Annotated in this window: 22 protein-coding genes and 4 tRNA genes; 8 read left to right on the top strand and 18 right to left on the bottom strand. The window is 51.4% G+C overall.

Annotated elements, in window-relative coordinates:
- Window positions 1–7 precede the first annotated feature (7 nt).
- The 7 genes from INT33_RS11750 to INT33_RS11780 form a co-directional block, all read right to left on the bottom strand.
- A complete protein-coding gene (locus tag INT33_RS11750) occupies window positions 8–925 on the bottom strand; it encodes a LysR substrate-binding domain-containing protein (protein WP_192538673.1) in 918 nt (305 codons plus the stop codon).
- A 54-nt stretch (window positions 926–979) separates the two neighbouring features.
- On the bottom strand, window positions 980–2,398 hold the full coding sequence (cls, locus tag INT33_RS11755) for a cardiolipin synthase (protein WP_193091973.1): 1,419 nt from the start codon (window positions 2,396–2,398) through the stop codon (window positions 980–982).
- 126 nt (window positions 2,399–2,524) lie between these two features.
- Complete coding sequence (locus tag INT33_RS11760) at window positions 2,525–4,030, bottom strand: fumarate hydratase (protein ID WP_193091974.1); 1,506 nt, start codon at window positions 4,028–4,030, stop codon at window positions 2,525–2,527.
- 187 nt (window positions 4,031–4,217) lie between these two features.
- Window positions 4,218–5,045: an endonuclease VIII gene (gene nei / locus INT33_RS11765; protein ID WP_193091975.1), complete on the bottom strand. Its 828-nt coding sequence runs from the start codon at window positions 5,043–5,045 to the stop codon at window positions 4,218–4,220.
- A gap of 3 nt (window positions 5,046–5,048) precedes the next feature.
- Entirely contained in the window at window positions 5,049–7,073 is a 2,025-nt protein-coding gene (uvrB, locus tag INT33_RS11770; RefSeq protein WP_192538676.1) for an excinuclease ABC subunit UvrB, read from the bottom strand.
- A 20-nt stretch (window positions 7,074–7,093) separates the two neighbouring features.
- On the bottom strand, window positions 7,094–7,501 hold the full coding sequence (locus tag INT33_RS11775) for an OsmC family protein (protein ID WP_018916098.1): 408 nt from the start codon (window positions 7,499–7,501) through the stop codon (window positions 7,094–7,096).
- Entirely contained in the window at window positions 7,501–7,698 is a 198-nt protein-coding gene (locus INT33_RS11780; RefSeq protein ID WP_018916097.1) for a hypothetical protein, read from the bottom strand. Before INT33_RS11780 ends, INT33_RS11775 begins: the two co-directional genes overlap by 1 nt.
- A 161-nt stretch (window positions 7,699–7,859) precedes the next feature.
- Here INT33_RS11780 and ygfZ point away from each other — a divergent pair, with 161 nt between their 5' ends.
- Entirely contained in the window at window positions 7,860–8,822 is a 963-nt protein-coding gene (gene ygfZ / locus INT33_RS11785; RefSeq protein ID WP_193091976.1) for a CAF17-like 4Fe-4S cluster assembly/insertion protein YgfZ, read from the top strand.
- A 7-nt stretch (window positions 8,823–8,829) separates the two neighbouring features.
- Here ygfZ and INT33_RS11790 read toward each other — a convergent pair whose 3' ends face one another.
- The 9 genes from INT33_RS11790 to INT33_RS11830 form a co-directional block, all read right to left on the bottom strand.
- Window positions 8,830–9,600: a TatD family hydrolase gene (locus tag INT33_RS11790; protein ID WP_193091977.1), complete on the bottom strand. Its 771-nt coding sequence runs from the start codon at window positions 9,598–9,600 to the stop codon at window positions 8,830–8,832.
- A 123-nt stretch (window positions 9,601–9,723) separates the two neighbouring features.
- A complete protein-coding gene (locus INT33_RS11795) occupies window positions 9,724–11,313 on the bottom strand; it encodes a peptide chain release factor 3 (RefSeq protein WP_192538678.1) in 1,590 nt (529 codons plus the stop codon).
- A gap of 199 nt (window positions 11,314–11,512) precedes the next feature.
- Entirely contained in the window at window positions 11,513–12,037 is a 525-nt protein-coding gene (locus tag INT33_RS11800) for a hypothetical protein (protein ID WP_193091978.1), read from the bottom strand.
- Window positions 12,038–12,323: 286 nt separating this feature from the next.
- Window positions 12,324–12,533, bottom strand: a complete 210-nt coding sequence (locus INT33_RS11805) for a putative motility protein (protein ID WP_193091979.1) — start codon at window positions 12,531–12,533, stop codon at window positions 12,324–12,326.
- 99 nt (window positions 12,534–12,632) lie between these two features.
- On the bottom strand, window positions 12,633–13,880 hold the full coding sequence (locus INT33_RS11810) for an NAD(P)/FAD-dependent oxidoreductase (RefSeq protein ID WP_193091980.1): 1,248 nt from the start codon (window positions 13,878–13,880) through the stop codon (window positions 12,633–12,635).
- A 363-nt stretch (window positions 13,881–14,243) separates the two neighbouring features.
- Window positions 14,244–14,318, bottom strand: a tRNA-His gene (locus tag INT33_RS11815).
- Window positions 14,319–14,353: 35 nt separating this feature from the next.
- Window positions 14,354–14,428 (bottom strand) — tRNA-His (locus INT33_RS11820).
- Between the two features lie 61 nt (window positions 14,429–14,489).
- Window positions 14,490–14,566: transfer RNA gene (locus INT33_RS11825), tRNA-Arg, on the bottom strand.
- Between the two features lie 90 nt (window positions 14,567–14,656).
- Window positions 14,657–14,733: transfer RNA gene (locus tag INT33_RS11830), tRNA-Pro, on the bottom strand.
- A 206-nt stretch (window positions 14,734–14,939) separates the two neighbouring features.
- Here INT33_RS11830 and folD point away from each other — a divergent pair.
- Together folD and mtnN are read left to right on the top strand one after the other, a co-directional pair.
- Window positions 14,940–15,800, top strand: coding sequence for a bifunctional methylenetetrahydrofolate dehydrogenase/methenyltetrahydrofolate cyclohydrolase FolD (gene folD, locus INT33_RS11835; protein WP_192538682.1), 861 nt, complete (start codon window positions 14,940–14,942; stop codon window positions 15,798–15,800).
- Window positions 15,801–15,904: 104 nt separating this feature from the next.
- The gene (gene mtnN / locus INT33_RS11840; protein ID WP_192538683.1) at window positions 15,905–16,618 is read left to right on the top strand and encodes a 5'-methylthioadenosine/S-adenosylhomocysteine nucleosidase; all 714 of its coding nucleotides are present in this window, start codon (window positions 15,905–15,907) and stop codon (window positions 16,616–16,618) included.
- A gap of 66 nt (window positions 16,619–16,684) precedes the next feature.
- On the opposite strand, the gene pyrC is transcribed toward mtnN, so the two are convergent.
- Complete coding sequence (gene pyrC / locus INT33_RS11845) at window positions 16,685–17,722, bottom strand: dihydroorotase (protein WP_193091981.1); 1,038 nt, start codon at window positions 17,720–17,722, stop codon at window positions 16,685–16,687.
- Between the two features lie 145 nt (window positions 17,723–17,867).
- Here pyrC and INT33_RS11850 point away from each other — a divergent pair, with 145 nt between their 5' ends.
- From INT33_RS11850 to INT33_RS11860, 3 genes are all read left to right on the top strand, one after another.
- Window positions 17,868–18,284 carry a hypothetical protein gene (locus tag INT33_RS11850; RefSeq protein ID WP_192538685.1) on the top strand — a complete coding sequence of 139 codons (417 nt, stop codon included), beginning with the start codon at window positions 17,868–17,870 and terminating at the stop codon, window positions 18,282–18,284.
- 7 nt (window positions 18,285–18,291) lie between these two features.
- Window positions 18,292–19,563, top strand: a complete 1,272-nt coding sequence (locus INT33_RS11855) for an ATP-binding protein (protein WP_192538686.1) — start codon at window positions 18,292–18,294, stop codon at window positions 19,561–19,563.
- Between the two features lie 73 nt (window positions 19,564–19,636).
- Window positions 19,637–20,176: a response regulator transcription factor gene (locus INT33_RS11860; RefSeq protein ID WP_018916085.1), complete on the top strand. Its 540-nt coding sequence runs from the start codon at window positions 19,637–19,639 to the stop codon at window positions 20,174–20,176.
- Window positions 20,177–20,230: 54 nt separating this feature from the next.
- On the opposite strand, the gene INT33_RS11865 is transcribed toward INT33_RS11860, so the two are convergent.
- Window positions 20,231–21,004 (bottom strand): 3-hydroxybutyrate dehydrogenase, encoded by a 774-nt coding sequence (locus INT33_RS11865; RefSeq protein ID WP_193091982.1) that lies wholly within the window; start codon window positions 21,002–21,004, stop codon window positions 20,231–20,233.
- A gap of 227 nt (window positions 21,005–21,231) precedes the next feature.
- Between INT33_RS11865 and INT33_RS11870 the strand changes: the two genes are divergently transcribed.
- Together INT33_RS11870 and INT33_RS11875 are read left to right on the top strand one after the other, a co-directional pair.
- Window positions 21,232–21,495, top strand: a complete 264-nt coding sequence (locus INT33_RS11870; RefSeq protein WP_018916083.1) for a GrxA family glutaredoxin — start codon at window positions 21,232–21,234, stop codon at window positions 21,493–21,495.
- Window positions 21,496–21,676: 181 nt separating this feature from the next.
- On the top strand, window positions 21,677–22,444 hold the full coding sequence (locus tag INT33_RS11875; RefSeq protein ID WP_193091983.1) for a VOC family protein: 768 nt from the start codon (window positions 21,677–21,679) through the stop codon (window positions 22,442–22,444).
- Window positions 22,445–22,464 lie beyond the last annotated feature (20 nt).

Genomic DNA, 22,464 nt, shown 5'->3' on the forward strand with positions numbered 1-22,464 from the left:
CTAGCCATTACGCCTGTAGAAAATCACGCGGTAGCTTCATCATCTGTCGCCAGAGCTTTTCGACGCCGGGCTTGTGAACAAGTGAGCAGCGATAAAGTCGGATCTCAAGCGGAATATCCCAGCTTTCATCGCCCGCTCTTACTAAACGGCCGCTCTTGAGCTCTTCACGTATACAGAAATCAGGAATCCAGGCAGCGCCAATGCCTTGAAGTACCATGCCCTTTAGCCCTTCTGCCATGGCTGTTTCATAAACTGTGCGCAATCTCATACGCAGCGGATCATTTTTCAGCAACATGCGCACACTTCGCCCCAAAAAAGCCCCTTGGGTATAAGCCAGATAGGGAATGGACGCATCACTGTGTAGCGAAAAGCAGGGCTTGCCCGTTTCATCCGGCAGTGAAACAGGCAGCATATTGACCTTGCCTATCGAAAATGACGGAAAAACTTCCGCATCCAGCTGCATGGTGGCAAAGGGGTCGTAATACGCCAGCATCAGGTCGCAGTTGCCTTCACGCAGCACATGAATAGCCTCCCCGACGTTCATGGCGACCAAGCGGGTGGGAAGCTCGCCCAGGCCTTTTTGAAGACGCGAGATCCAGGGAGGAAAAAAGCTGAGTGCCAATGAATGGGCCGCTACGATATCAAGCGCCTCATTGGCGATGGATAACCCCCGCAGATGGCTCAGAGACTCATTAAGTTGCTCAACTAGATTACGTGCGGTAACTAGGAATAACTGCCCTTCAGACGTGAGTCCTACCGGCGTAGTAGAACGATCAACAAGAGTAACGCCAATAGCCTGTTCCAACGCACGAATACGTCGGCTAAAGGCAGGTTGAGTGACATGCCGCTGACGTGCAGAAGCAGAAAAACTGCGTGTATTGGCCAGCGCGACAAAATCTTCTAACCATTTTGTTTCAAGATTCACCCAACACTCCTTTGCCCATCAAACATTTTGTAATTTGACCATTTACAGCGCCAACTACTGAACGGGTGACATTAGATAAGCCGCTCTTGAAACCACTTTTTTCCATAACGGACGCTGCTGTACTTCATCTATTGTGACACGCCGGCACTGGGCTAAATCCTGCTCCAGCATGGTGTGTACTTTCTCAGCAAATTCCGGGTTAGGAATAAAAGCAGTAATTTCGAAATTTAACCGAAACGAGCGGTTATCTAAGTTTACTGTACCCACGGTTGCTGCATCATTGTCGATAAGAATTACTTTTTGGTGTAAAAAACCTGGAAGATAACGGTATATTTTAACGCCTGCTTTTAACATATCCGGTAAAAATGCAAAGGCTGAGAGAAACACAAGTAGATGGTCTGGGCGCTCGGGAATCATAACGCGTACATCTATACCGCGCATGGCCGCAAGGCGTAGCGCATCCTGTACGCCCTGGTCAGGGACAAAATAGGGGCTGGTAACCCACAGCCGATGCGTGGCGCTATGAATTAACTGCTGAATTAACAGGCTTGCTGTGTCTTGCCTGTCTGCAGGCCCTGAAGGAACAATAACTACGTGCTGATCATGATCAGGGTGGCTTTCCGCCTGCCAGTTTAAACTGGCTACCTCGCCTGTTGCCCAGTGCCAATCTTCCCAGAAAGCTTCCTGCAAGCCTAATACACTGGGCCCTTCCAGCATTAAATGTGTATCGCGCCATGGCCCATGGCGTGGATGCTGGCCAAGGTACTCTATGCCGACATTGAACCCACCTAACCATCCACGCTTACCGTCTACAACGGCAACCTTACGGTGATTGCGGAAATTTAGCTGAAAGCGATGCTTAAAGCCTCTGGATGAACGAAAAGCGCTGACCTCTACTCCCTCAACGGATAAATCCTTAAGGTAACCTTCGCTCAGCTTACGGCTACCGATTTCATCGTAAAGAAAATACACCCGCACACCGCGGCGAGCAGCGTCAACAAGATGCTTCTGCAGGCGACGTCCCAGCGCATCGTCGCGGACAATAAAAAACTGCAGCAATAAGTAGTGCTCTGCCCTGTCGATCCCTTCAAACAGGCTGTCAAAGGTAGCATCACCATCAATCAGCAATGTGGCGTTATTGCCCCGTGTTAGCGGCATCATTGCTAACTGCTCAACGGCTTGAGTATCCGAGTTGGTAGGCGGCGCTAAAAAAGGTAACGCGCTTTCTTGATAGCGGGCCAATACACGCCTAAGAACGGTATCGCGTTCGCCACGGGCCATGACATAGCCATAAAAACGCGGACGCCCAAAAAACCAGTACGCCGGCAGCGCTACATAGGGAAAGGTAAGCAGAGAGATAATCCAGGCTACAGCGCCTTGCGATGTCCGACTCGACATTAACGCCATCACGGCCGATACAATCCCTAACAGGTGTATCAGCATAATGCCTGTCCCTAGCAGCCAAGAGGCCATACCCACTACTCCCTAAACGTAACGGTATATCTATCAAACGCGTTTTGGTTATTTGAGGTTTATGTACAAAAGCCCCGTATGAACGGGGCTCCTGTGAATTAATAACCAATCACAGCACAGACTGCGTTATGCGGTTTGAGCAATAATCTCCTTCCACTTGGCAGGCCCGGTCTGATGAACGGAGGTACCCAGGCTGTCTACAGCAACCGTTACGGGCATATCTTCGACTTCAAACTCGTAGATAGCTTCCATGCCTAAATCTTCAAATCCCACCACGCGGGATTTCTTGATAGCTTGGGCCACTAAGTACGCCGAACCACCTACTGCCATTAGATAAACCGCTTCGTTATCACGAATAGCGTTGATCGCTTCCAGGCCACGTTCAGCCTTACCTACCATGCCTAAAAGCCCTGTCTCTTCGAGCATGGTACGGGTGAACTTATCCATCCGGGTTGCCGTGGTCGGGCCAGCAGGACCCACAACTTCGTCACCAATCGGATCAACCGGGCCAACGTAGTAAATAAACCGACCTTTCATATCGACGGGCAGCGGCTCACCTTTAGCGATCATATCGACCATGCGCTTATGGGCAGCATCACGTCCTGTCAGCAGCTTGCCGTTAAGCAGAAGCGTGTCGCCCGGCTGCCAGGTTTTAACCTCTTCAGGCGTGACGGTATCCAGATTCACGCGCTTGACGTTAGCCCCCGCTTCACGGGTGATTTCCGGCCAATCTTCCAATTTAGGTGGCGTTAATGCTGCCGGGCCTGAACCGTCAAGCGTAAAATGCGCATGGCGAGTGGCGGCACAGTTGGGAATGATCGCGACCGGTTTATTCGCGGCGTGGGTGGGATAATCTTTTACCTTGATATCCAATACCGTGGTAAGCCCGCCCAAGCCCTGTGCACCAATGCCGCTTTTGTTGACCTTATCAAACAGCTCAAGACGCAGCTCTTCTGCCCGATTGCTCGGACCACGTGCCTGTAGATCCAGGATATCGATAGGATCCAGCAGCGCCTCTTTGGCGAGTAGCATGGCTTTCTCAGCCGTGCCGCCAATACCAATACCCAACATACCCGGCGGGCACCAGCCTGCGCCCATTTTGGGAAGCTGCTCCATGACCCAGTCAACGACGCTATCGGAGGGATTCAGCATGGCGAATTTGGACTTCGCCTCACTGCCACCGCCTTTTGCCGCGACGTGAATATCAACCTTATCACCAGGCACCAGCGTGTGGTGGATAATAGCGGGCGTATTATCTTTAGTGTTCTGACGCTTGCCGTCAGGATCCGCCAGTACAGACGCGCGCAGCACGTTATCCGGCAATAGGTAAGCCCGGCGAACGCCTTCATTGACCATGTCGTCCAGGCTCATATCCGCGTCCCAGGTAACGTTCATACCCACATGAACGAACACAGTCACGATTCCCGTGTCCTGGCAGATAGGCCGATGGCCGGTGGCGCACATTCTCGAATTAATCAAAATCTGCGCGATAGCATCTTTTGCGGCCGGGTTTTGTTCCCGTTTATAAGCCGCATCCATCGCGTCAATGAAATCTTTAGGATGATAGTAAGAGATATACTGAAGAGCATCGGCAACGCTTTGAATAACGTCGTCCTGGCGAATCACGGTCATGGAGTAACAGCTCCTTGGTTTTCGTCTTTTCTACGGCTTTTTTTAACATGCATGGGAATAGCCGCTTAAGCGTGCAAGGAGTATACCGTATTGACCCGCAAGCGGCAGCCTCTACCGTGCGTAATGACAGCTGCAATATATGTTTTGGTGAGATGTAAGCAGCCCTACAAGATAACGGTATAATTATTTATTTAACGTATGGCTGGCAGCTGGGGCAACGATACAAGCGCCGAGAACCGACCATCGTACGTTCAATAACATCGACACAGCGATGGCAAGAGAGCCCAGCACGATCAAATACCGCAAACCGCCACTGGCGGCGCGACTCACCTGAAGCAACGGCCTGCTCAATCCACGCCTGAGTATTAGTCACTCCGGCTAGCTGGTAAGCCTGGCGAGTAATATCCACGATCAACTCTGCCAGCTGCATTTGCTGGGCGCTGGTTAAATCGGCTGGCCGGTGTTTGGGGTGAAGTTGCGCGAAAAACAAAATTTCCGAGCGCAGATAGTTACCCAACCCAGCCACGAGACCTTGATCTAACAGCAGCGACCCTAGGCCACGCTTGTAGAATTGCTTCATGGTTAAACGCGCCAGCACATGTTCGGGCGTTACCTGCTGGCTTAACAGGTCAGGCCCTAAACGTGCCAGGAAAGGATGTGTTTCCAGCTCGCTTTCCTGCCATAGGGAAATATCCGATGCACTATACAGGCTGGCCACCCTGCCCTCGGTTTCCAGGCGTGCTCTTAAAGAACGCTTGGTGGTAGGTGGCTCATCGACGCGATGAAGTTTCCATACTCCGTACAGCTGATTATGGGAATACAGCACCTGCTGATTAGCAAAGCGGATCAGCATGGCTTTGCCCCGTGTATCCACGGCAGTCACTTGAGTACCTCTCAACAAATCAACCCGCTTGGCAAGTTCGGGAAAGGCAAACCAGGCATCATCAATCATCCGGCCGCCAATCTGCTTTTCAATCCGGTCGGCTGCCCGACGTATTTCCGGTCCTTCCGGCATAACCTACCCTAGAGCCAGCTGTTTTTCTTTCATTTGATGCACCTGGTCGCGCAGGCGCGCCGCCTCTTCGAACTCCAGGTTCTGGGCAGCTTCGAACATGGCATCCTCCAGCTTGCTGATAGCGGCTAGCAAATCATGCGGGCCCATATTGGCGATATCATACTGGCCTTCGCCCTCGGCCACCTTGCGCTCAGCGCCACGCTTACGGCTGTTCTTTTTACCTGGCGTTTGCGCAGCTTCAAGTATATCCGCTACGGAGCGGGTAACGGTTGTTGGCGTAATACCGTGCTTTTCATTATGCGCTTTCTGTTTAGCCCGACGACTCTCGGTCACATCAATGGCTTTACGCATTGAATCGGTAATACGATCCCCGTATAAAATAGCCTTGCCGTGAGCATTACGCGCAGCCCGACCGATAGTCTGAATCAGTGAGCGTTCAGCACGCAAAAAGCCTTCTTTATCCGCATCAAGAATGGCAACCAGCGACACCTCGGGGATATCAAGCCCCTCACGAAGCAGGTTAATCCCCACCAGTACATCGAATTTGCCTAAGCGGAGATCACGAATGATTTCCACCCGCTCAACCGTATCGATATCGGAGTGCAAATAACGGACACGCACACCATGCTCGTCAAAATATTCGGTTAAATCCTCGGCCATGCGCTTGGTCAGCGTGGTCACCAGTACGCGCTCGCCTACTGCGGTACGCAACCCAATCTCGGAGAGTAGATCATCCACCTGGGTGCTGGCGGGGCGTACTTCGATTTCAGGGTCCAGAAGCCCCGTCGGGCGTACTACCTGCTCGACAACCTGGCTTGCATGTTCAGCCTCATATTTACCCGGTGTCGCCGAGACAAAGATTGCCTGAGGTACAATCGACTCCCACTCTTCAAACTTCATGGGTCGGTTATCCAGCGCCGAGGGCAACCGAAAACCGTACTCCACCAGCGTCTCTTTACGCGAACGGTCGCCTTTATACATACCGCCTACTTGCGGCACGCTGACGTGAGACTCATCAATAAACAGCAGCGCATCGTCAGGCAGGTAGTCAAAAAACGTGGGCGGCGGCTCACCTGGCGCCCGGCCTGATAAATAGCGCGAGTAGTTCTCGATCCCGTTACAGTAACCCAGTTCAAGCATCATTTCGATATCGTAGAGCGTACGCTGCTCGAGGCGCTGCGCTTCTACCAGACGCTCGTGCTTGCGCATCCAGTCAAGGCGCTCTTTCAATTCAGCCTTGATCGAGTCGATTGCCCCCATAATGGTCTCGCGGGGGGTAACATAGTGCGATTTAGGATAAATCGTCATACGCGGCACCTGACCCCGTATATCCCCGGTTAACGGATCGAACAGGCGAATAGTGTCGATCTCGTTATCAAACAGCTCAACACGCACCGCTTCTTCATCAGAATCGGCCGGAAAGATATCAATTACATCGCCACGTACACGGTAGGTACCGCGCCGAAAATCCATATCGTTGCGGGTATATTGAAGCTCCGCCAAGCGGCGCAGAAAGGCTCGCTGATCGATTAACTCGCCCCGGGTAAAGTGCAGTCGCATCTTTAAATACTGGTCGGGATCACCCAACCCGTAAATTGCCGAAACGGATACCACAATGAGCGCGTCACGACGCTCAAGCAGCGCTTTAGTGGCCGAAAGGCGCATCTGCTCAATGTGATCATTGATAGAGGCATCTTTTTCGATAAACGTATCGGATGACGGCACATAGGCCTCAGGCTGATAGTAATCGTAATAAGATACGAAATACTCAACGGCGTTATCGGGAAAGAAGGCCTTGAACTCCCCATAAAGCTGCGCCGCTAGCGTTTTATTGGGCGCCATCACGATAGTCGGGCGCTGAAGTTGTTGCACTATGTTCGCCATAGTGAACGTTTTGCCCGACCCGGTTACCCCCAGTAGCGTTTGATGGGCAAGACCTGACTCCAGGCCGCCGACCAACTCTTTAATGGCGTTTGGCTGATCACCGGCAGGCTTAAATTTCGACTGCAACCGAAACTCTTTGCTCATCGTCGCTCCTAACTGGGAAATTAAACCGTTTGCGTGGTGATATCGATTGTTGACTGAGTCATCAGCCGCTGAATAGGACAGCGATGGCTGATATCCTCGAGCCTGGCCCGCTGCTCCGGGTCAGTAATACCATGCAGCGTTAGCACCACATTCAATTTGTACGTGCCTTTGGCTTCCTGGCTATCATCCCGCTGAACCGTTACGGTAATCGCTGTAAGCGGCCACTGCTTACGCTTGGCATACATTTGCACCGTAATCGCCTTACAGGTGCCCAGGGCGATATCAAAATAGTCGTGCGGGTCTGGCGCGCTGCCTTCACCACCGACCACTTCGGGAACATCGGCATATAAGGCTTCCAGGCTATCGACTTCAACTCGTTGCCGAAACGCGTGGTTACGCTGACTGATTACCGTAATAGGCGGATGCATCAGGATACTTTCACTCCTAGTTTCAACTTCTCGACGGCGTTGATTAGCGCCTCACGTTTAACGCGGCCATCCACGTCTGCCCCATGGCGACCGACTTCTGCACTATCGACACCATCCAGCATCATCAACGCCGTGGTAATCTTGTTGACCTGTTCGGCATCTTTTACGCCTTGAAATGTTAGTGATTGCTGTGCCATGACGTTATCTTCCTCATTTATTCCTATGCAAAACTGATACAGAAGAAAGAGTCTAGCACGCTAATGACACCTTGCAATTAGCGTCTTTTGCCCACAGATTGAGAGGCTTAGCGTCCTTACCACCCTTTTAACTATCAGCTACCTTCAAACCAGGAGTTTATATGGCAACGGTTATCCCCTCCACTACGATCACCGACAACGTGCGCCTGAGCCACCTGGCAGCACTGGATGTAAAAGGGGCAGATGCTGAAAAATTCCTACAGGGCCAAACAAGCGCTCAGGTGAGTTTAGCCGATGGCGAGTTTGCGCCACTTACCTGCTTTTGCACACCTAAAGGCAGAATGCTGGCTAATGGGCAGCTTCTTCGCCTCAATGCCGAGCACTTCAGATTGATACTCAGCACGTCGCTGGTCGCCTCGCTGGCGGCCCATTTAAACAAGTTCGCCGCGTTCTACCGCGCCGAACTGGTACATGACACTGAGGTTACATTTATTGGCGCCAGCGACAATGCAAGCTCGTTAGCAACTTCTCTGAATGTAACGCTTCCCGAGAAACCCTTCGCTCAGAGTGTAAGCAACCTTACAAGCGTTATCCGTGTGCCTGGGGAAATGCCCCGCTGGCTATTTTGTGTATCAGATGCGTCTTCTCTAAGCGTGGTCGACGATGAACCGCAAAAGGCGGCTTGGCAACTTGAAGATATCCGCAGCGGCATCGCCTGGCTGACAGAAGCTCAACAGGATCACTTTTTACCCCAGATGCTTAACTGGGAGGCACTAGGCGGGGTGAGTTTTAAGAAAGGCTGTTATACCGGTCAAGAAGTAGTTGCCCGAGCGCACTTTCGTGGACAAGTTAAAAAGCGCTTGGTTCACGCTGAGCTCAAGGCAAATACATTGCCGGACGTCGGCGCCAGCATTACCAACGAAGTAGATAAAGCCTTGGGCGAAGTTGTGACAAGCGTTAGAAAAGATAATGACAGCGTGGAATTACTCGCCGTCATGAGTACCAAAGCAGTGGAAGAAGCGATGTCGCTTTATTGGGAAGGTAGTACAGTTACCCTGCTGCCGTTACCTTACCCTCTTGAACGGCTTGACCCTGAACAGCAAGCGGCGGCAATCAAGAGCTGAACCAATATCAGTCGATGGCGAGTTTAAACAAGCGAGCGGCATTCGCAGTACTGCATGCCGCTATTTGCTGCTCAGTCTGACCACGCAGATCTGCCACAATGCGACACACCTGAGCCACGCGCTTGGGTTCATTACGCGCGCCCTGGTGGCCGCTTAACGGCATATCGGGGCTATCTGTTTCTAACACAAAACCATCGTCGGGCAGCGCAGCAACCATTCGCTGTAACCGCTGGGCGCGCTCATAGGTAACCGCACCGCCCAGGCCTAACACAAACCCCAGGTCTAAAAACTTGCGGGCCTGCTCAATAGAACCCGAAAAGGCGTGGATGAGCCCTGCCTGGGGAAGCGCCAGCTGGCGCAGACGCTTGCTAACCTTATCATTCGCCTGTACGCAGTGAACGACTACGGGAAGCTTATGCTGCTTGGCCAGATGCAGCTGATCATCAAACAGATCCCACTGTTTATCCCAGGTATCTTTAAAACGCGCATCAATACCGCATTCTCCGATCGCCGATACCCACGGGTTCGCACTTAGCATTCGCTCCAACGCATGAATATCGTCTTCTCGTCGATGCTGGTCCATACAATAGGGATGTAAGCCCAGGCATACGCTGACATCGCTGCGCGTGCCAAGGGCCAACACCTGCGACCAGCATTGCCGCGTGGTCCCGGGAACCACAAAGTGCTCGACCCCAGAAGCATGGGCAGCCGCAAAAACCGCGTCACGATCTTGATCAAAGACGCTGAAATCCATATGGCAGTGGGCATCAATAAGCATTGTCGGCGACTCCTTCTTTTGTAGAGATGGAGAGCGTGTAGAGATGGAGAGCGAGTTGCAGATAAGCGTGCGCAAGCCCTTCCCTGGGCTCACCGATATCAGATTTCATTGAGAGCCGCGGAATTAATGCTCGCGAGTAGGCTGGAAACGAATATCCGGCCAGCGCTCTTGGGTCATCTGTAAATTAACCCGCGTAGGTGCAATGTAGGTTAAGTAGCCACCGCCATCAATGGCAAGGTTGGCGCTGGCCTTACGCTTAAACTCTTCCAGCATTTTGGCATCTTCGCAGTATATCCACCGCGCCGTTTGCACATTAACCCCTTCGTACAAACAGTCGACCTTGTACTCTTCCTTCAGCCGGTGGGCAACCACATCAAACTGCAGTGTACCCACTGCGCCAAGAATCAGGTCATTGTTGTCCATGGGCATGAACACCTGCGTGGCGCCCTCTTCCGAGAGCTGCTGCAGACCTTTCTGAAGAGCCTTCATCTTCAAAGGATCTTTTAGGCGTACACGCTTGAAGAGCTCGGGGGCAAAGTGAGGAATACCGGTAAAGCGCATATCCTCACCGACCGTAAAGGTATCGCCGATCTGAATCGTGCCATGGTTATGCAAACCAATGATATCGCCGGGCCAGGCTTCCTCAACATGCGAGCGGTCAGATGCCATAAACGTCAGCGCATCGGCAATCTTGACGTCCTTGCCGATCCGCACGTGGCGCATCTTCATGTTTTTCTCGTACTTGCCGGAGCACACACGCAAAAAGGCGATGCGATCACGGTGATTAGGGTCCATGTTGGCCTGTATTTTAAATACAAACCCGGTAAAGCGTTCGTCCTGCGCAGTTACTTCACGTACGTCGGTGTCATGCGGCTGGGGAGCAGGTGCATACTCTACAAAGCCGTCCAACATTTCACGTACGCCAAAGTTACCCATGGCGGTACCGAAGTAAACCGGTGTGAGTTCGCCCCGACGGTAGGCTTCAAGGTCAAATTCATGCGAAGCACCGCGCACCAGCTCTACCTCCATACGCAGCTCTTCTGCCTGCTCTTCACCGAGTACAGCATCGACTTCTGGGCTATCCAGTCCTTCAATCCGCTTATCTTCGGGAATGCGGCTACCCTGGCCTTGCGTATAGAGGTGAATCACATCGTTATACAGGTGATATACGCCTTTAAAATGGCGCCCCATGCCCACCGGCCATGTCATCGGTGCACATTGAATATTAAGAACAGTCTCGACCTCATCCATGACTTCGATAGGATCACGAATATCACGGTCCATTTTATTGATAAAAGTGAGGATAGGCGTGGTACGAAGACGACATACTTCCATCAACTTAACGGTTCGATCCTCTACGCCCTTGGCGCCGTCAATCACCATCAAGGCGGAGTCAACGGCCGTTAAAGTACGATAGGTATCTTCAGAGAAGTCTTCGTGTCCTGGGGTATCAAGCAAGTTAACGATACGCCCGCCGTAGGGGAACTGCATAACGGAGGTCGTTACCGAGATCCCCCGCTCCTGCTCCATCTTCATCCAGTCAGAAGTCGCGTGGCGGTCGTTACGTTTACTCTTTACCGAGCCGGCCAGCTGGATGGCATTACCAAATAGCAGCATTTTTTCGGTAATCGTCGTCTTACCCGCATCCGGGTGCGAAATGATTGCAAAGGTGCGTCTAAGCCCCGCCTCGTAGGCTAACTGGGTATCTTTCATCTTGCCTCTATAGAAATTTGTACTCAGCTGCGTACTTACGCTTCGTAAGGAAGCCTTAAGCAACTCAAACTGAGGTTTGCATAATTGGGCGAGATTGTACCGTTAGGAGGGAGCAGGTGCCATGTTCATCACAAGGAAGTGTTAACGCAGGAACTAATAGTGCAGTTATACCCCGCCTAAGCGGGGCATAATAGATCGATTACTCGACAACGGGGCCTTCTTCCTCACCACCGCCTTCTTCCCACTCTTCAGTATTACCTGTAGGAGCGGCTGTACCCCGCGGCTCGCTATTGATTGTTTCCTGGCCGGCTGCATGACTATGAGCCTGGTTTTGGTTACCGGTTTCAACAACCGGGCCTTCGTCCTCACCACCGCCCTCTTGCCACTCTTCTTTATTGCCGGTAGAAGCGGCTAAACCACGCGGCTCACTATTGATCGCTTCATGGCCGGTTGCATGACTGCGCTCATGATCTTCAATATCAACGACCGGGCCTTCTTCTTCGCCACCGCCACTTTCCCACTCTTCTTTATTTCCAGTAGGAGCAGCTGCGCCCCGAGGCTGATTTTCCAATACTCCCTCGTGACCTGCTCCCTGGACAGTGCTAGTACTTGTAGTAGTACCTGTATCAGTGCTCGTGTCAGTCTGAGCAAACACCAGAGGGCTTGCGGTCAAACCTAACGCCACGCCTAAGATACTAATTTTTTTCAACGTTTCCTTGTTCATAGCGATTCCTTTTTTGGCTACATGTGCCTGGATAGCAAACAATTATTTAAAACCCACCCTACATATGTAGCAGTCGCATCACTTTTTGTAAAAGTTTTGTAAGACTTAGTTTTTAATCATTCGTTGCTCACAAGCAAAAAATAATGGGGGTGGGAGCGATTAGATTTAGCGTTCACCCAGCTGCCTCGGCTGGAAAACGATCCAGAAAAAACTATAAAAAAACGCCGAACAAGTCGGCGTTTGGCGTTTCAAAATAATCGTAAGCACTTAATAAGCGCTTATCCAATTAAGCATATGTGTTGATCATGGTGCCAATATTGCCATCTTTAGCCAGGCCAGGTTCAGAGCCCATATTAGCGGAAGCCATAATTTCAGTGACTTGCTGAGCTTGCATATCCAAAGCCTGTTTAAACAACTGCATTTGGGCCTGTTCTGCGGTTTGCGCTTGGTTCATATAAAGCGCTGTACTCACCGTATTGCTTATAGAAACATCCATAAACCTTACCCTTAAAAAACCAAACGTTGTCTTAGACTAGCAAAGATACAGGTTAGCCACAAAAAAACGATCGCTACCGCTACGCCTCATTATATCTAATCAAGATCCAAAACGATCTGCTCGAAATGGTGCCATATCAATTTCTGTAGGCTTGTCTTCCATCATATCAGCCAATAGCTGCCCTGTGGCCGGACCAAGGGTAAAACCTTGATGGCCATGACCAAACGCTAGCCATAACCCAGGGTGACGCGGTGCGGGACCAATGACAGGCTTCATATCCGGCAGGCAAGGCCGTGCGCCCTTCCAGGCAACCGTGTCGCGCCGCTCATCCAATGGAAAAATGCTCCGGGCTACTTTTTCTGCAGCGCCCAACTGCTGTTCATCGGCGGGCGATTCCATACGGTCTAATTCAGCGCCCGTGGTCAGGCGAACCCCTGCATTCATTGGCGCTAACAAATAACCAACTTCAGCATCCATCAACCAGTTATTTAATTTGGCGGGTGGCTTAGTGGCATAGTGCATATGGTAGCCACGCTTCACAAAAGTGGGGAAATGATAGCCAAGCCCTTTCATCCAATCGCCAGCCCAAGGCCCCAATGCTACTACCACCTCATCAGCTTCCAGCGTTTGCGCCTGGGTAACCACCCGCCAACGCTCGCCGACCTGCTCAATTTTTTGAATATCCGCCTGAAGAATTTCTCCACCATGTTTAGTCACATCGTCAGCGTAAGCGGCCACCAATGCGCCAGGATCCGACACGGTCCACGGATCTAGCCAGTGAATAGCACCTATAATATCGCTTCCCAGATTAGGCTCTTTACGCTCTATACCCGTGCGATCAAGTACATCAAACTGAACGCCGTAAAGCGCACGCGCCTCTTCAGCCTCTTCAATACGCTTGTCCAAGCGCGCTTGAGTACGGTAAATCTCCAGCCAGCCTTCTCGGCGCACTAAATGCTCAGCACCTGCCGCTTCAATCATTGGCCCGTGTGCTTTTAGGCATAGCTGAATTAGAGAAGCCCATTGCGGAACGATTTTTTTATACTGCCGGAATGATGAGTTATGCCAATAACTTAATAGCGGAGAGGCAGCATTCAACATACCGGCTGCACGATAACGGATATCCACGCGCCGATTAGGCAACACGCTTAAGATTGTTTTCATGTCACGTGGGAATGCGTAGGGGCGAACCGCCTCACGCTGAATAATACCTGCGTTACCAAACGAGGTTTCACGGCCAGGCTGACGGCGGTCTACCAGCGTTACCTGATGTCCGCGCTGCTGCAGATGCCATGCGATACTGACACCTACCATGCCTGCACCTAACACCACCGTTTGTCGCGTCATTTTATGCCCCTCGAAGTAGAATCCGTATTTACTATAAACAAAAACTAGAATTAATAAGCATTTGAAAAATATCACTAAACATCAGCCTTTTATATAGTCAAAAAATCTCTTTTAACTATCAAATACAGCAATTAAACCTGCTAAAGATTTTATAACAGATGAGTTCACTACCAGGCGCTGATACTGCAGGATAAAAGAAGATAGACAGGTCTCAGAAACTCATACGGGAGGGTCGAATGCAGGTATGCAGAGTAAAAAAAATGATGTATAGAAAAAAATTAGAAACGCAAAAAACCACAATTAAGTGGATAGAAGATAAAAAAACAAGGAGATCGACACAAGATATATAAGGAGAGAGGTTAATGGGGTGGATGATGGGGATCGAACCCACGACCACCGGAGCCACAATCCGGGGCTCTACCACTGAGCTACATCCACCACAACCTAAAACTGGGGGCCTTGCTTCTATCAACTGGGGTGGATGATGGGGATCGAACCCACGACCACCGGAGCCACAATCCGGGGCTCTACCACTGAGCTACATCCACCATTGATAGCACTACTTACAAGATCACCTAACCGGCTTTGACCATTTAAACGCTTTATTAATGGCACGCCCAGCAGGACTTGAACCCGCAACCTACGGCTTAGAAGGCCGTTGCTCTATCCGGTTGAGCTATGGGCGCACGTAAAGCATTCGAAACAAGCTGAATACCGATGAGCACTTGACCACAACCACGCTCGGAAAAGCAATGTACCACCTTTCACGTTAAGTGTGGTCGGGATGGAGGGATTCGAACCCCCGACATCCTGCTCCCAAAGCAGGCGCGCTACCAGACTGCGCTACATCCCGATTTATCACTCTTGACGCTTACCGCGCTGCCCGTCTCAAGCGAGGCATATATTACTATTTCTAGATTTAAAGTCAACACTTAATGCGATTGATTATGTAGATGCTTTGCCTTACCGCCCTGGCATGCGAAAATTACCTCTAGGCAAATGCTCAAGCAAAATCTGCTTTAGCGCTAAGTGTTTCAACCTCCACAGGGATCCTTGTCAATGACCGCCCAACTTATCGATGGAAAAGCCATCGCTGCTCATGTCCGCCAACGCGTTGCCGAGAAGATAGCAGCACGCAAGCTTGCTGGCGCTCGTGCACCAGGACTAGCCGTTGTTGTGGTCGGGGAAGACCCCGCGTCTCATGTCTATGTGAATACCAAGCATCGAGCCTGCAAGCAGGCTGGAATCCTATCGTTCCAGCACGCATTGCCAGCAGATACCACTCAGCAGGCATTGGAAAACCTTATCGACCAGCTTAATGCGGATCCACGTATTGATGGCATTCTGGTACAGCTTCCACTCCCAGCTCATCTGGATGCCGGGCCTATTTTAGAGCGTATTCTTCCAGGCAAAGATATTGATGGTTTCCATCCCTACAACTTGGGCAGGCTTGCCCAGCGGCTACCGGCCCTACGCCCTTGTACACCCAAAGGGATAATGACTCTGCTCGCGCAAAGCAATCTTAGCGTACGCGGGCTCAATGCCACGATTGTTGGGGCCTCGAATATTGTAGGTCGCCCCATGGCCCTTGAGCTTATATTGGCAGGTTGTACTACGACCATCTGCCATCGTTTTACGCGTGATTTAAAAGCGCATGTCAGCCGAGCGGATCTAGTCATCGTCGCGGTCGGTAAGCCCAGCATCGTAAAAGGCGAATGGATCAAAGAAGGCGCCATCGTGATTGATGTTGGCATTAATCGCCAGGAAGATGGCTCCCTGGTCGGTGATGTTGATTTTGCTGTAGCGGCCGAGCGGGCAAGCTTTATCACCCCCGTACCTGGCGGTGTTGGACCGATGACCGTTGCCACATTATTGGAAAACACCCTTGAAGCGGCTGAACGTCACGACGCTGAAGCCTAGGCTCACGATGTTTTAAATCCTCGATCGTTAATATCCGGCCGTTAATACTAGGTCTTTACTGCTGAATCTTTAATTTTTAACGTATGGACGATGGAGTCTACTCTATGAAGCGTATTGGTATTATTGGCGCGATGGCGCAGGAAATTAACGTTCTTGTCGAACAGCTCGACAACGCCGAACGCTATGAACACGCTGGATTTGTATTCCATACGGGTACACGCCACGGGCTGGAAATCGTGATTTTGCTATCGGGTATTGGCAAGGTAAATGCGGCAGTAGGTACGGCTATTTTACTAGAGCGCCATCAGCCGGATGCCATTATCAATACCGGCTCAGCGGGCGGCTTTGCAAGCGATCTCAAGATTGGCGATGTGATTATTTCAGATGAGGTACGCCACCACGATGTAGACGCCGTAGTGTTTGGCTATGAAATTGGCCAGGTACCCGGCATGCCAGCGGCTTACCTGGCAGATAAGCTATTACGCGATATCGCCCGACAAGCCATTGCTACGGTTGGTGAAGTTAACGTTCGTGAAGGGCTGATTGCAACAGGCGATGCCTTTATGGCGGACCCTGCCCGCGTCGCAGCGACCCGAGCGCAATTTCCTTCTATGCTAGCCGTGGAAATGGAAGCCGCCGCCATTGCGCAGACCTGTCATCTCTACCAATGCCCGTTTGTAGTCATCCGCGCGCTATCCGATATTCCAGGTAACGACGATAACCACCTATCCTTCGAGGAGTTCCTGGACGTGGCGGCCGCACACTCATCGCGCATGGTGGAAGAGATGCTTTTAGGGCTGGCAAGCGCCAATCAATAAAGCACTCTGCCCTACCACAAACAAACGGAGCCCACTGGCTCCGTTTGTTTTTTATACAGCGAAAGGTTACGCCTTGATTGACCACTCAAGCGACTCACCCGCCAGTAGCGGAATAATCTTTTTGTCTCCAGCATAGGGATAGCTTTCCGGCATATTCCAGGCTTTACGCTCCAGAGTAATCTTAGCGGCGTTAGGCGCCAAGCCATAAAAGCGCGGACCATTGAGGCTGGCAAACGCTTCGAGCTTATCCAGTGCATTCATTTCATCAAACGCCCTGGCATATAATTCGATGGCCGCAGGTGCCGTATAAGCGCCAGCACAGCCACAGCTGGACTCTTTATCGCCCTGCGCATGGGGAGCACTGTCGGTGCCCAAAAAGAACTTGGGGCTACCGCTGGTAGCGGCCTTCAATAGTGCCTGACGGTGCTGTTCACGCTTAAGAATGGGCAGGCAGTAATAGTGTGGGCGAATTCCTCCGACCAGCATTTTATTGCGGTTAAACAGCAAATGATGAACGGTAATCGTCGCGGCTACATTATCCGGCGCTGAGGCAACAAACTCCGCCGCCTGCTGGGTGGTGATATGTTCAAAAACCACCTTAAGCGACGGATGCCGCTCCAGCAGGGGTTTCATTACCCGTTCAATAAATACCGCTTCCCGATCAAAGATATCGATATCGGCGGTGGTTACTTCGCCATGTACTAGCAGCGGCATGCCCACCTTGGCGAGCATTGCGATGGTTTCATCGCAATGGGCCAGATCCGTAACGCCAGAATCCGAATTGGTGGTGGCGCCTGCAGGATAGAGCTTGACGGCCTTGATAACACCGCTTTGTGCTGCGCGCTCAATTTCTTCTGGAGGCGTAGTATCCGTCAAATAGAGCGTCATCAACGGCTCGAACGCACTTCCTTCAGGCAGTGCGGACAAAATACGCTCGCGGTATTCAAGTGCCTGTGCCGTGGTCGTTACCGGTGGGGTTAAGTTAGGCATAATGATCGCGCGCCCCATCTGGGCGGCGGTATGCCCCACCACGGCGCTTAACGCTTCGCCATCGCGTAAATGAAGATGCCAATCATCGGGGCGGGTCAGGGTAATAACGTCCACGGCAAGTCCTAAGCAGGTAAAAGAAAAAAACGCCAATACAGTATACGCGATAAGGCTGGCAGAGAAATCTGCTCATCGTTGCCACAGCGCGTGCCAAGTATCGTATTATAACGGCACTTTTAGAGGTTCTAAGGTCCAATTGTTTATGCAAAACGTGCGACGCTATGCGGACATCATTGCCAGCATAGAAGGTTTGGTGTGGCTAGGCTTGGCCTGGTCAATCTCCATTTCGGTCCATAACGGGAGTACCGAGCCAACTTTGGCAGCTCTATTCATTGCTGGCGCACTAATTTTATTTAGCTGGGCGCATCGCCCTATGCGCTTTTTATTGCGTCGTTACCATATTCGCAAGCGGCGTACGGATATGTGGATCCATATCCTGGCTCTCCCGCTGTTATTAGCAATGTTTTTTCATATCATGGTAGAAGCAACATTCGGCGATACATGGCTGCCACCTAAAATGTTGCTATTTAATCTTTTAGCCTCAGCGGGTTGGCTTACATACGTTATGACCCTGATCATCAAATCTATTATCCACAATATTAAAACGTCCAAGAAATAGGTGGCCCATGCAACCCGCTCTGCCGCTTCCTCTCTCTACGCCTAACCGAAATCTTGTTCGCCTAACGATTGTACGCGGCATCACCTGGACAGGTTTTTTACTTGCAATCATCGTGGGCGTTGAGCTTTTAGGATTCAATTTACCGGTTACCGCCGTCGTAAGTGTCGTTATCGCGATGGGGGCTTTGAATATCGTCACTTGGTGGCGCCTGGGTCGTCCACGCGCGGTTGAGCATATTGAGTATCTGCTGCATCTATTAGCGGACATTACCGGACTAACGCTTTTATTCTATTTTTCTGGTGGTTCAACCAACCCGTTCATCACTTACTATCTGGTGCCGGTCACCATTGCCGCGGCAACGCTACCGTGGCGCCACGCCTGGGCTTGTGCTGGCAGTGCCATGGCCGGCTACAGTTTTTTAATGTTCTATTACCACCCAATCCCTCAACTAGGCCATATCAATAGCGATGTGATGCTTAACCTACATGTTCTGGGAATGTGGCTAAACTTTGGCCTCTCTGCGGGCTTGGTAACTTTCTTTATTTACAAAATGGCCTATGCATTACGCAGCCGTGATAAAGCCCTTTCGCGCACCCGAGAAGCGGCACTGCGTAACGAGCAGGTGCTGGCCGTGGCGACCCAGGCCGCCGGCACAGCCCATGAACTAGGCACTCCGCTCTCAACCATGGCCATTTTATTAAAAGAGATGCAGGAAGAAACTCCTGAAGATGGGACCCTGCATCAGGATATTCGCCTGCTTCGCCAGCAGGTCGATATTTGCAAATCGCGCTTACAGCACTTGGTTACCAGCTCTGATCGCCAACGCATGGCTGAGCCAGAAATATTGGATGCGCAGGATTGGCTGACCGGAGTGGTGCAGCGCTGGCTGGTATTACGCCCAGATGTCAGTCATCAGTTTGATATTACCGAAAAGCGCGGCAGGCCTTGGCTTGCGGTAGATACCACGCTGGATCAGGCGCTCATGAACCTGTTGAATAACGCCGCAGATGCCAACCCCGAGCATATCGCCGTTCGCCTGGACTGGCAGGAAGAGAGCGTGGTCATCGATATTCGCGATCACGGACCGGGGATTGCCATGTCCATTGCTGACCAGCTTGGCGACACGTTTATTTCCACCAAGAGCAAAGGCATGGGAATTGGTTTGTTTTTAACCCATGCCACGATCAACCGCTTTGGTGGCGGTGTCAGCCTGTATAATCACCCCGAAGGCGGCACCCTGACAGAAGTGACGCTGCCGCGAAGTTCAGCCCCCAATTAAAGCGCAGACCTGCCTAAGCAATTGTATTTAAAACGCGCTTTAATCAGTTTCAAGTAACCATGTTGAGGACATCATGCAAACGACAGATCAACGCCTATTAATTATTGATGATGATGAAATGTTCTGTCATGTCCTGAGCCGTGCCTTTACTCGCCGCGGTTTTGAAGTAATGACAGCGCACGATGCCGACCAGGCGCTCGCGGTCGCGACCCAGTTCCAACCCACGATGGCAACGCTGGATCTAAAGCTTGAAAACAGCTCAGGACTAAAACTACTGCCTGAAATGCTAACCGCTGTTCCGAGCTGCCGCATTGTGGTTTTGACCGGCTATTCCAGCATTGCCACTGCGGTGGAAGCGATGAAACTGGGGGCCGTTAACTACCTATGCAAACCAGCGGATGCGGACGACATTATTGCCTCGTTTGAGCATCAGGAGGGTGATCCAAATATCGAACTTGCCGACAACCCGCCCTCGATTAACCGCATCACTTGGGAGCATATTCAAAAGGTGCTGCAAGAGCATGATGGTAATATTTCCGCTACGGCCCGTGCGCTAGGCATGCATCGCCGTACGCTGCAGCGTAAACTGCAGAAACGTCCCGTACGGCGCTAAAGCCACATAAATCCTCAGATATTCCAGACAATTAACTGAACACGACGGAAAGCGTTACTGGGCTGTCCAGCCTAAATCAATACTCCAACTTGCCCCGGTTACCGCACCAGCACCATCGGATGCCAAGTACGCCACCATCTGGGCGACTTCGTGAGGTTCGATCAAGCGCTTGACCGCCGCATTTTTGAGCATGATTTTTTCAATAACTTCCTGCTCATCCATATTATTAAGCTTGGCCTGATCGGCAATCTGATTGTCCACCAGCGGAGTTTTTACATAGGCCGGGCATATCGCATTGGCGGTAATTCCTTGAGGGCCGCCCTCCAGCGCTGCCGTTTTGGTAAAGCCGATCAACCCGTGCTTTGCACTTACGTAAGCAGCTTTACCCGGTGAGGCTACCTGTGCGTGCATTGAGGCAATATTAATAATGCGCCCCCATTCGGCCTTGCGCATATAAGGCCAAGCGGCCTGTGCCAGCAGGAAAGGTGCCGTTAACATCAGATCAATAATTTGACGCCACTTCTCCTCGGGAAAATCCTCAATTGCTGACACATGCTGAATACCGGCGTTATTGACGAGCACATCCACGCTGCCAAAGCGCCTTACAGCATCGTTGACCGCTTCACGGCAAGCTGCAGGATCGGTTAAATCCGCTTGAAAAAAAGCCGCGCCAGCCGCATCAGCCACATCTTTGCCAGCCGGATTAAAGTCGACCGCCAGCACTTGATAGCCTAACTCGCAAAAATGTTTGACGACAGCCGCACCAATGCCGCTGCTAGTACCTGTTACCAGGGCGACACGAGGCGTTGTACCTGATTGAGACGTCATTCAGCTTTCCTTTTCCAGTAAGTAAAAGACTGCTTAGCGAGAAACACCATGAGTATAGAAGTCACGTCGGCGTGCTGCATACTTCTTACGCGCTGTTAAGCCTGAGTTTTCCAGGTTAAAACCCTACTAATCGCCGCGATTACCTGCACCTATTGGCGAAATGGGCGCGGCTACGCCACAATATGCGCCACTATACCCATTACTATCCTGACCATTGGAGCGTTTACATGTTTGTAGTTATTTTTGGCAGAATGTCCTGCCCTTTTTGCGTACGTGCTAAGTATCTTGCTGAACAGCTGGAATCAGCGGGCAAAATAGAGGGCTATCGCTATGTCGATATGCCTTCTGAAGGAGTGACCAAGGAAGACATCGCTAAAACAGCGGGTAAGCCTATTCATACGGTTCCTCAGGTATTTGTCGATCAAACCCATGTGGGCGGCTTTACCGAATTTGACCAGTTCGTGCGTGATAAGCAGCTACTTACGTCCTAGGCCCGTCATCAGCACTCTTTCACGTTGCGGCTCTTGATGAAGCCCCCGCCGGGCTAAGCTAACTTTTGCGTTAAATATACCCCTTCTCCGCGTTGAAAACGGGGCTTAGCCGTTTGCCTATACTGAAGGGAACAAGTCATTTACTTCTAATAGAGCTTGTTTAGGCGGAGAGGACACCATCATGCAACGTGATGAATTCATACAACAGCTGTGGCTTGATTACATTCACATGCATCCTGATATTGGTGCCTTGAGACTCTGGCCACTGTCCACTATGCCGGAGTACTTAACCCTCGTTACGCTTAACCATGGCGCTTTTGCTGCTTCTGCCTTAAATAGCCGACTTGCGCATATGGGGTATCGCCATGTCGATCACTATGCCATGGCAGATAAAGGACTACTGATCCATCTACTCGCCCCCAATGATAACGGCAGTTGGCTTGTATTAGCCGAGCTGCAGCTTGCCACACTCCCCAAATCCCCGCGTGAGGCGCTGGGCGTACTGATCAATCAATCCCATCCTCAGGATTGCGTTGGGCATAATCTGCTGTGCCGTGGGCGTCCGTGGCCGATGCCTACTTGGCGACTTTACCAACAGATTCACCACGCCAGCCCATTGGCGGCTTGGATAGCCGTAATGGGGCCTCGTTTGCATCATGCAGGCTTTGATTGTGAAGCGCTAGGCAACTCGTTAACTGCGCTCAATGGCCAACTAGCGACGGCGGGCATGCCCTGCTTAAAAGAATCTCATAACGGCGTTTTCTCGCATTCATCGCTGATAGATCATTACTTTTACCCCACCATGCCGCAAAAGGTAACGTTTAGTGAAGGCGATGAGCACCGCCTGTGTCTGGGAGGACTAGCGCTGACTGAAAAGCACATAGAGGCAGGCCATGAAAGGATTGCCCAACTATTAATGCCGGCCCATGCGCGTTGCGAAATTGCTTAGGCGGCCATCCAAGACCGCCC

The sequence above is a fragment of the Halomonas colorata genome (assembly GCF_014897985.1).
Taxonomy (GTDB): Bacteria; Pseudomonadota; Gammaproteobacteria; order Pseudomonadales; family Halomonadaceae; genus Vreelandella; species Vreelandella colorata.